Here is an 8482-nt window from a genome sequence, read left to right as displayed (position 1 = left end):
GGTCGACATGCGGATGTTCGTCCACCGCCCCGTGCTGATGGCCAACCTCGCGGGCATCCTCGTCGGCTTCGGCATGTTCGCCAACTTCCTGGGGGTCTCCTACCTGGTGCAGATGCCCCAGGCGCTCACCGGCTTCGGCTTCGACGCGTCCATCCTGCGGGCCTCCGTGGAGTTCCTGCTGCCGGGCGCCATCGTCTCGCTGCTCGCCTCCCCCGTCGGCGGCGCGATGAGCGACTCGACCGTCGACGGCCTCTACCTGCACCACACCAAGGTCGGCCTCTGGTTCGACGGGCCGATGTCCCGGGTGAAGGTCACGAACAACGTCATCGCCGACCAGATCGCCGACGCGCTCAACTTCCACACCGGCGTGACCGACTCCGAGGTCCGCGGCAACTTCGTCCGCAACACCGGCGACGACGGCCTGGCCATGTGGTCGGACCGGACCGCCGACGCGAACAACACCTTCGCCCGCAACACCGTCCAGTCGCCGACCCTCGCCAACGGGATCGCGGTCTACGGGGGCCGGGACAACACCGTCAGCGGCAACCTGGTCGCCGACCCGGTCCGTGAGGGCAGCGGGCTGCACGCCGGCTCCCGCTTCGGCGCCGAGCCCTTCACCGGGACCCTCCGCTTCACCGACAACACCGCGGTGCGGTCGGGCACGCTCGACCTCAACTGGAGGATCGGCCTCGGCGCGATCTGGTTCTACGCGCTCGACCGGAGCATCGACGCCGACGTCCGGGTGACCGGCGACCACTACCTCGACAGCACCTACAACGCGATGATGCTGGTCAGCGAGTTCGGCGTGAAGGACGTGGTCGACATCCCGGCCGTCCACTTCAAGGACGTACGTGTCGACGGAACCGGCACCTCCGTGCTGAGCGCCCGGGTGAAGGGCTCGGCCACCTTCGAGAACGTCGACGCGCGGGGTGTGGGCGCCGTCGCCGTCAACAACTGCGGGTCGTTCAACTTCCCCGCCACCGGATCGGAGTTCGTCCTCACCGACCGGGGCGGCAACGACGGCGGCTGGCTGGCCGACCGGCTGCTGCCCAACACCATCACCTGCGACGACCGCCCGCCCGTGGTGGTGCCCCCGCCGCCGTCCCGCTGGTGAACGTACGGGGGCGCCCCGCCGGAGCACTTCCGGCGGGGCGCCCGCGTCCTGTTCGGTCCCGTCGTCCCCGGACGGCCGGTCAGCGCGCGGAGGCCGGCTCGGCCGCCTCGTCCGCCCCGGCCGGCACGGCGGCGACGTCCTCGCCCTCGGCGCCGTCCGTGGCCTTCGTACCGTCCGACTGCCGTGCGTTCCCGGCGCTCGTGGCGACGAGCGTCGGCGCGGCGGTCGCCCCCGCCTTCGGGCCGTGCTGCCCGCGCAGGCCGAACCGGGCGATCACCGCGACGAGCGCGAAGGCGACGGCCCCGATGCCGAACGTGAGGGTGAAGCCCGACTCGGCCGGCAGCGGCGGCACGCCCGCGGGCAGGTGCTCGACGGTCCGGGAGGCCAGGATCGTGGTGACCACGGCGCTGCCGATCGCGCTGCCCGTGGAGCGGGAGATCGAGTTGATGCCGTTGGCGATGCCGCTCTGGTGGTGCGGGACGCTCGACATGATCACGGCGGGCATGGCGGCGTAGCCGAAGCTGACGGCCGCGCCGACGACGAGACCGGCGCCGATCACGGAGACGGTGTGGCCGTGGTCGAGGGCGAGCCAGGCGAATCCGACCGCGCCGAAGGCGGCGGCCAGGCCGAGCGCGAACCGGGGACCGCGACCGCGGACGATCCGGCCGCCGACGGGGGAGGCGAGCAGCGAGACGATGGCGCCCGGCAGCAGGAACTCCACGGAGGCCCGCAGGATGGACGCGTCGAAGCCGAAGCCGGTGAGCGCCTGGGGCATCTGCACCAGGTAGGAGACCCCCAGGAAGTTGGCGAACATGCCGAAGCCGACGAGGATGCCCGCGAGGTTGGCCATCAGCACGGGGCGGTGGACGAACATCCGCATGTCGACCAGCGGCTCGCGGACCTTCCGTTCGACCAGGACCCACAGGGCGGTCGCCACGACCGCGCCGGCGAAGCTGCCCAGCGTCCGGCCGGAGGCCCAGCCCCACTCGTGGCCCTGGGAGATCGGCAGCAGGAGCAGCAGCAGAGCGACGCCGAGCGTCAGCGCGCCGAGGAAGTCCGTGCGGCCACCGGTCTTGTGCCGGGTCGCCGGGACGAGGAAGAGGACGGCGAGAAGGGCGAGGACGGCGAAACCGGTCGCCATCCAGAAGGCGTCGCGGTAGTCGGCACCGGCGCCGGAGGTGAGCAGGCCGGTCGCGACGAGGGCGAGGCCGCTGCCGAACGCGAGCGTGCCGCTGACCAGCGCCATGGCTCCCGGCAGCTTCTGCGGGCGGACCTCCTCGCGCAGGACGGAGAGGGCCAGCGGGAAGATCGCGGTGGCGGCGCCCTGGAGCACCCGGCCCAGGACCAGCAGGGGCAGGGAGGTCGCGAGCGCGGCGACGACGGATCCCGCCACCATCACCACGAGCACGCCGACCAGGGTGGGCTTCTTGCCGTGCTGGTCGCCGAAGCGGCCGAGCAGCGGGGTGAAGACCGCCGCGGACAGCAGCGTGGCGGTGGTGACCCAGCTGACCTCGGCGGTCGAGGCGCCGAGGTCGTCGCGGATCAGTCCCAGGATCGGGACCGGCAGGGTCTGCATCATCGACACGACCATGGCGGCGAGGCTCAGGGCGAAGACGACGATCGTCTCGCTCCTGCGCCCGACGGTGACGGTGGCGGAGGCGGGGCTCATGGCGGGGAGGACCTTCTCGAAGATTCAGGGCGTAGATGTTTGAGAACATCAAGTACTTCGTCGACGGTAGAGGTCGATAGTTAAGGAGGTCAAGTAAACAATTGATAATGTGAAGCATCGGCCGTACCCTTGCGGCATGAGCGCCACCGCCCCGCAGGCCCCGACCAAGCTCCAGCTCCTGGAACTGCTCGCCGTGATCGGCACCGCGCAGTGGCGCGACTTCGCGACCGCCGCCGCCCGCTACGGCCTGACCTCCACCCAGGCCAAGGTCCTCGCGCAGCTCGACGGCCCGGTGCCCATGCGCGGTCTCGCCACCCGGCTGGTGTGCGACGCGTCCAACGTCACCGGCATCGTGGACCGCCTGGAGGCCCGCGAACTCGTCCGGCGTGAGGCCGATCCCTCGGACCGGCGCGTGAAGAACGTCGTCGCCACCGACGCCGGCCGCGACGTCATCCGCCGCGTGCGCGAGGAGATGCAGGCCACGCACACCGCGCTCGACACCCTGGACGAGGCCGAGAGCGCCACCCTCTACGCCCTGCTGGAGCGCCTGCGCCCCACGATGGAGCGGAACGCCTGAGCCGTCCGCCGGCGGCACCACCCACCGTGGGCCCCGCCCGCCCCTCGCCCGACCGTCTGCACCACCGGGGCCGGCGGCCCCGCGATACGGTCGCCGCATGCCCGAAGCCCGGTTGACCACGCCCTCGTTCCTCGTCCTCGGCATCGTCGACAAACTGGGCGAGGCCAGCCCGTACGACGTCAAGGTCGAGGCCGCCCGGACCGTCGCCCCGTTCTGGTCGATGCCGCACGCGCAGGTGTACGCGCAGTGCGACCGCCTCCTGGAGGCGGGCCTCTTGTCGGAGACCCGGCAGACCGGCGGACGCAACCGACGGCTGATGCGTCTCACCGACGCGGGCCGCACCGCCCTGCGCGGCTGGCTCGACGACCCCGCCTTCGTCCCCGTCGAGGCGCGCGAACGCGGCATCCTCAAGCTCTGGTTCGGCGCGCGCCCGCAGAACCTGGCCCCCGTGCAGCTCGACGAGCACCGCCGCACCCTGGCCTCCTACGAGGAACTCGCCGACGAGGTGGGCGAACTGCTCACCTCGGGGCAGCGGGGCGCCCTGGAGTTCGGCATCCGGTATGAGCGGATGATGGTCGATTTCTGGCAGTGGGTCGACCGGGACGAGGAGTGATCCCGCCGGACATCACGGTCCGGCACGGCTGTTGACCGCGTCCCGCGCTGCCCCTACGGTCTCGATAGTCCAGAAAGGACTATGGGTCGAGCGGGTGACGGGAGCTCCTCGTGAACCGACTGCGCAAGATCGCCTGGGGCCGCGTGGCCACCTTCGCCGTGGTGGCGGTCTGCGTGGGCTACGCGCCCCTCGCCATGACCGAACTGTGGCCCTACGCGCGACCGGGAGCGCCCGCGTTCGGCGAACGCCTCCTCGGCGCCGCCGTCTCGCCGCGATACGTCGCCGAGGCCCTGGAGACCCGGATCGGCCCGTACGGGCGCAGCCTGGTCCCGCTGATCGTCCACTCGGTCCTCGGCGGCGCGCTGATGCTGCTCGGCCCGGTCCAGCTCCTCAGCGCGGTCCGCCGCCGCGTCCGGCTGCACCGCGCCGCGGGGATCGTCTTCGCGCTCACCGTGTACGCGTCGATGGCGGGCGCCGCCGTCTACCTGGCCCGCACCGCCCCGCGCGACGCGTTCAGCGGCGAGGCGTTCTGGATCGTCCTCGCCACCATCCTGGTGGGCACCACGCTCAGCGTCACCTTCGGCGTCCTGGCCGCCGTCGCCCGCCGCCCCGACCTCCACCAGCGCTGGATGCTGCTCTGTTACGGATACCTCATGACCGCGCCGCTGCTGCGCCTGGAGTGGGGCGGCCTGCCGCTGCTCATGCCGGGGCTGCCGATGGAGGACGTCAACCGCGTCGCGGTCATGCACCTCGGCTCCGTCGTCGTCTTCGGCGCGCTGCTGGCCTCCCGGGCGATGGACCGGCGCGCCGTCCTGCCCTCCGACGTCGGTTCCTGGACGCCCTGGCCGCTGCTCGCCGTGGCCCATGCGGTCGGCGCCGCCGGTCTGTGGTGGCTCGGCCGGGCGCTGACGGAGCACGGCGCCGAAGGCCGGCGTCTCCTCCTGGCCTACCTGCTGCCGTTCGCCGTCGCCTACGCGGTCATGGCCGTACGCCAGCGGGCCGCGGGCCGCGCCGGCCGGACCTGGCCACGCGAGGAATGGCGACTCCATCTGGCCGCGCTGTGCCTGGCCCCGGCGTTCTCGGCCGGCGCCACGCTGACCCTCGGGCGCTTCGCGCACCTCGACCGGCTCACCGCGCTGTCCGCGGGCGCCGGGATCGGCTGCGGCGTGCTCGCCTTCGCCGCGACCGCCGTGGTGAGCCTGCGCGTCGTGTACGTCGGTGAATCGGCCCGGCGGCGCGCCGCGACGCCGCCGCCCGCCGCCGCCCGCGCCTCCGTGCCCACGCCCTCGTGACCGAGGCGAGCCCCACCCGACACCGAGCGACCGGAGCGCCGATGAACAGCGAACCGCAGCATCCGAACGTGACCGCCCCCGTGGAGGCGGAGGCCGCCGCCGGCCCCTCCCGGGCCACGACCGGCGGCCGGGAGCTGACCGCGGGGGTGGCGCTGCTGTCCGCCGTCGTGGCCATGGTCGGCCTGATGACCGGCGGGCTCGTCGCCGTCGCGAGCCTCACCGGCCGGGTCTTCGGCGCGTGGACGTCGCCGGAGGCGCTGAGCCCCGGCCTCATCGGAGCGGCCATGGTCGGGGTGGCGCCCGGCCTGTTCGCGGTCGGCCGCGCCCGCGTCTGGGAGGAGGTCAGGACGCTCGTCGTCCCGCTGGTGATCGTCCTCGTCGGCCTGTTCGCCGTGAGCCTGATCAACGGCGGCGAACTCCAGGCCGCACAGGGCGGGTCGCTCTTCCTCGTGCTGTTCAGCCTCGGCTGGGTGGCGGTCCTCGGGGTGCTCGCCGTCGCCGCCGTCGGCTGCGTCCTCCTGCAGTACCGCCGGCCGCGCACCCCGCTCGGCGCGCCCGTCTCCCCGCTGCCGGGCTGGACGAAGCCGTTCCTCGCGGTCGTGGGATCCGGCTGGCTGGGCCTCGGCACCGGCCTGCTGCTGAGCCCGGACTTCTGGGCGGCCCTGGTCCCGTGGGAGGTCGACCGCGCCGACGCCCAGGGCCTCGGTGTCTGGGCCCTGTCGCTGGGTGTCGGCACCCTCGGCGCCCTGGCGGAGGACGACCTCGCCCGCGTCCGCCCGGCGCTGATCGCCGTACCCGGCATCGCCCTCGCGGCCGCGGTCGTCTTCGTCGTCCACGCCTCGACGGTCGACTGGGCCTCGGGGCCGGGCATCTCCCTGATCGCCCTGGTCGGCGGCCTGTTGGCGACGGGAGTCGTCGGCCACCGGCTCGGGGCGCGCCGCGAGGGCGCCGGCACGTGAATCCCCGACCGGGCCGGCCGTCGGGATCTCCCGGGAGGCGGATCCGACGGCCGGCCCGAGGTGTGACGCGCGGTTGACCGTGGTGATTTCGGCAAGACATCGTCACCAAGCCGTGAAGTTTCTGCGGGACGCTGGAGCTCAGCTCAGCTCAACCGCGCACTTCGCGCTTCACCATCGGGGGACACCACCATGAGCACCGTTCGCAGAGCCGCCGCCGTCCTGGTCGCCGTGTCCGCGCTCGCCCTGACGGCCTGTGGGCCGACCGACGACGGCGCGGCCGGCTCGGGCGGCGGCGCCGGCAGCCCGTCGGCGACGCCGTCGAAGACCGCGACGCCCACGAAGGCCCCGCTCCCGTCGAAGCCGGCGACCCCCTCCGCGACCCCGGACAAGGGGACGTCCGGAGGCGGCGGCGGATCGTCCACCGACCCGGACTACGACGTCTTCCCGTGCAGCACCTTCGACGTGACGTTCACCGCGAGCCTGGCGGAGCCCACCACCAGCAGCTACCTGCTGAAGATCACCAACAAGGGCAGCAAGCCGTGCCGGGCCCTGGGGCACCCGGTCGTCACCTTCGGCGACCTGGACGGTCAGGCCACCGAGCGGGGTACGGCGCCCGGGATCGAGGACGCGATCAAGCTCGCGCCCGGCCAGTCCGCCTACGCCGGCCTCATGGGCGGCGTCAAGGACGGCAAGGGCAAGACGGTCGACTCGATCCGGATGACGATGACCACCGACTCGGACCTGGAGCAGAAGCCGCTCAAGGCGTCGACCCCGGGTCTGTACGTCTCGCCGGACAAGAACTCGGTGACCGCGTGGATGACGAACGCGGAGGACGCGCTCAGCCTCTGAGCGCCCGCGCCCGGGTTCGCCCGGGCGTGGCCTCCGCTCCGCACCGCCGCCCGGGGCCGGGCCCCGCGCGGCCCCGGCCCTCCGCGTCACGCCCCCGCGGTGGCCGGCCGGTCGATGCGATAGACGTAGTGGAGCCGGTCGTCCACCGGGTTGTCCGGCTCAAGCTCGCCCTCGGCGACCCGGACGAAACCGGCCTTCTCCAGGGCGCGCCACGACGCACGGTTCGCCGCCACGACGGGGACGACGACGGCGGGGGAGTGCGGATGGTCGCGCCAGGTGCGCGCGACCACGGCCCGGATGATCCGGGGGCCGAGGCCCTGCCCGGTGCGCGCCGGGTCGCCGATCAGGTAGTCGACGGTCGCCGCGGCCGGCGGTACCTCCATCACCCCGGCCATCTCCTCCAGGTACTCCGGATAGTCGCCCCACAGGCACCGCTGCACCAGGCCCACCGGGGTGCCCTCCAGCAGGACGAGCCAGTCCTCACCGGGCTCCTCTCCGCGGGCGACCGGCCCGAAGTCCCGGGCCACGGCGGCGGGGGACGTCTCGTGGTTCCACCACCGCGCCACGTGCGGCTCCGCCAGCCACCGCCGGAGCAGCGGGAAGTCCGCCTCGGTGACCCGGCGCCAGGTGATCATGACGTCTCCTCGGACATCGGCACTGCTCGACGGTGATCGTCGCAGGGTTTCCGGATGATCCGGGCGTCTCAGGGCAGGCGCCAGGACCGCAGGCGGTCGGCCACCCCGAACACGTCCAGGCGCAGCGACCGGATCTCGTGGACCAGGTCGCGCCACCGCTCGTAGGCCGTGTCGACGCGGTGCCCGGAGGCTTCCAGATAGGCGACGGCGAGCCCGTAGCCGTACAGCTCGTTGCGCGCGGGCAGCGGCCGGAGCAGGACGCACTCCTCCAGGAACACCGCGGCGCGCCAGAAGGCGTCCGGGTCGGCCTGGTCCAGGCGCGGCGTGTTCACCCGCTGCCGGGCGGCCATGCCGACCAGGACCGACAGGTCGTCCACGGTCAGATCCCCGCGGAGGACGTCCTCCTGGCGGGCCAGGAGCCAGCGGTGGTCGACGAGGAGCTCCACCGGGTCAGGCCGCCCGGGAGGCCGTGCGGCCCGCGGCCTCGGGGAGGCCCCCGAAGTCGGCGTCGAAGCGGTCCGCGACCCCCGGCGCGGCGATGGCGCGCCGGAACGCGGCGGTCGCCGTGTCCAGCTGCCGCTCGTGCTCCTTCTCCACGGCCAGCTGCGCCAGGTAGTCCTTCATCGACATGCCCGCGCCGTCGGCCAGGGCCTTGAGCCGGTCCCGTGTCGTGTCGTCGATCTTCACGGTCGTGTCAGCCATGAGCCGAGTATGCCGCGCGGTATACGCATGCGGCTACCGCTTTCGCCCCTCCGCCCCGGCCGCCACCGGGAC

General features: G+C 73.3%; 10 protein-coding genes. 6 read left to right on the top strand and 4 right to left on the bottom strand.

What is annotated here, in order from left to right:
* On the top strand, positions 1-1114 hold a 1114-nt coding region (locus tag EAO71_RS32545; RefSeq protein WP_187282915.1), incomplete at its 5' end, for a right-handed parallel beta-helix repeat-containing protein.
* Positions 1115-1193: 79 nt separating this feature from the next.
* Here the strand turns inward: EAO71_RS32545 and EAO71_RS32540 are convergent.
* Positions 1194-2783, bottom strand: a complete 1590-nt coding sequence (locus tag EAO71_RS32540) for an MFS transporter (RefSeq protein WP_147981422.1) — start codon at positions 2781-2783, stop codon at positions 1194-1196.
* Positions 2784-2919: 136 nt separating this feature from the next.
* Between EAO71_RS32540 and EAO71_RS32535 the strand changes: the two genes are divergently transcribed.
* The 5 genes from EAO71_RS32535 (at position 2920) to EAO71_RS32515 (ending at position 7073) form a co-directional block, all read left to right on the top strand.
* Positions 2920-3360 (top strand): MarR family winged helix-turn-helix transcriptional regulator, encoded by a 441-nt coding sequence (locus EAO71_RS32535; RefSeq protein ID WP_147981421.1) that lies wholly within the window; start codon positions 2920-2922, stop codon positions 3358-3360.
* Between the two features lie 97 nt (positions 3361-3457).
* Positions 3458-3973 carry a PadR family transcriptional regulator gene (locus EAO71_RS32530; RefSeq protein ID WP_147981420.1) on the top strand — a complete coding sequence of 172 codons (516 nt, stop codon included), beginning with the start codon at positions 3458-3460 and terminating at the stop codon, positions 3971-3973.
* 110 nt (positions 3974-4083) lie between these two features.
* Positions 4084-5265 carry a DUF2306 domain-containing protein gene (locus tag EAO71_RS32525; protein WP_261992454.1) on the top strand — a complete coding sequence of 394 codons (1182 nt, stop codon included), beginning with the start codon at positions 4084-4086 and terminating at the stop codon, positions 5263-5265.
* Between the two features lie 68 nt (positions 5266-5333).
* Positions 5334-6224 carry a hypothetical protein gene (locus EAO71_RS32520; RefSeq protein WP_187282914.1) on the top strand — a complete coding sequence of 297 codons (891 nt, stop codon included), beginning with the start codon at positions 5334-5336 and terminating at the stop codon, positions 6222-6224.
* A gap of 189 nt (positions 6225-6413) precedes the next feature.
* Positions 6414-7073: a DUF4232 domain-containing protein gene (locus tag EAO71_RS32515; RefSeq protein ID WP_147981418.1), complete on the top strand. Its 660-nt coding sequence runs from the start codon at positions 6414-6416 to the stop codon at positions 7071-7073.
* Positions 7074-7159: 86 nt separating this feature from the next.
* On the opposite strand, the gene EAO71_RS32510 is transcribed toward EAO71_RS32515, so the two are convergent.
* The 3 genes from EAO71_RS32510 to EAO71_RS32500 all read right to left on the bottom strand — a co-directional run bounded on the left by EAO71_RS32510 (position 7160) and on the right by EAO71_RS32500 (position 8410).
* On the bottom strand, positions 7160-7708 hold the full coding sequence (locus tag EAO71_RS32510) for a GNAT family N-acetyltransferase (protein WP_147981417.1): 549 nt from the start codon (positions 7706-7708) through the stop codon (positions 7160-7162).
* 68 nt (positions 7709-7776) lie between these two features.
* Positions 7777-8154 (bottom strand): toxin Doc, encoded by a 378-nt coding sequence (locus tag EAO71_RS32505; RefSeq protein WP_147981416.1) that lies wholly within the window; start codon positions 8152-8154, stop codon positions 7777-7779.
* Positions 8155-8158: 4 nt separating this feature from the next.
* On the bottom strand, positions 8159-8410 hold the full coding sequence (locus tag EAO71_RS32500; RefSeq protein WP_147981415.1) for an antitoxin MazE7: 252 nt from the start codon (positions 8408-8410) through the stop codon (positions 8159-8161).
* Positions 8411-8482: the final 72 nt, after the last annotated feature.

Origin of the sequence: Streptomyces sp. MS191 (genome assembly GCF_008042125.1) — a bacterium.
Taxonomy (GTDB): domain Bacteria; phylum Actinomycetota; class Actinomycetes; order Streptomycetales; family Streptomycetaceae; genus Streptomyces.
This window is presented reverse-complemented; position numbering and strand designations above follow the sequence as displayed.

Coding starts and splice junctions, on each gene's coding strand:
- EAO71_RS32540 (WP_147981422.1), bottom strand. CDS start 2,783: ATGAGCCCCGCCTCCGCCACCGTCACCGTCGGGCGCAGGAGCGAGACG.
- EAO71_RS32510 (WP_147981417.1), bottom strand. CDS start 7,708: ATGATCACCTGGCGCCGGGTCACCGAGGCGGACTTCCCGCTGCTCCGG.
- EAO71_RS32500 (WP_147981415.1), bottom strand. CDS start 8,410: ATGGCTGACACGACCGTGAAGATCGACGACACGACACGGGACCGGCTC.
- EAO71_RS32535 (WP_147981421.1), top strand. CDS start 2,920: ATGAGCGCCACCGCCCCGCAGGCCCCGACCAAGCTCCAGCTCCTGGAA.
- EAO71_RS32530 (WP_147981420.1), top strand. CDS start 3,458: ATGCCCGAAGCCCGGTTGACCACGCCCTCGTTCCTCGTCCTCGGCATC.
- EAO71_RS32515 (WP_147981418.1), top strand. CDS start 6,414: ATGAGCACCGTTCGCAGAGCCGCCGCCGTCCTGGTCGCCGTGTCCGCG.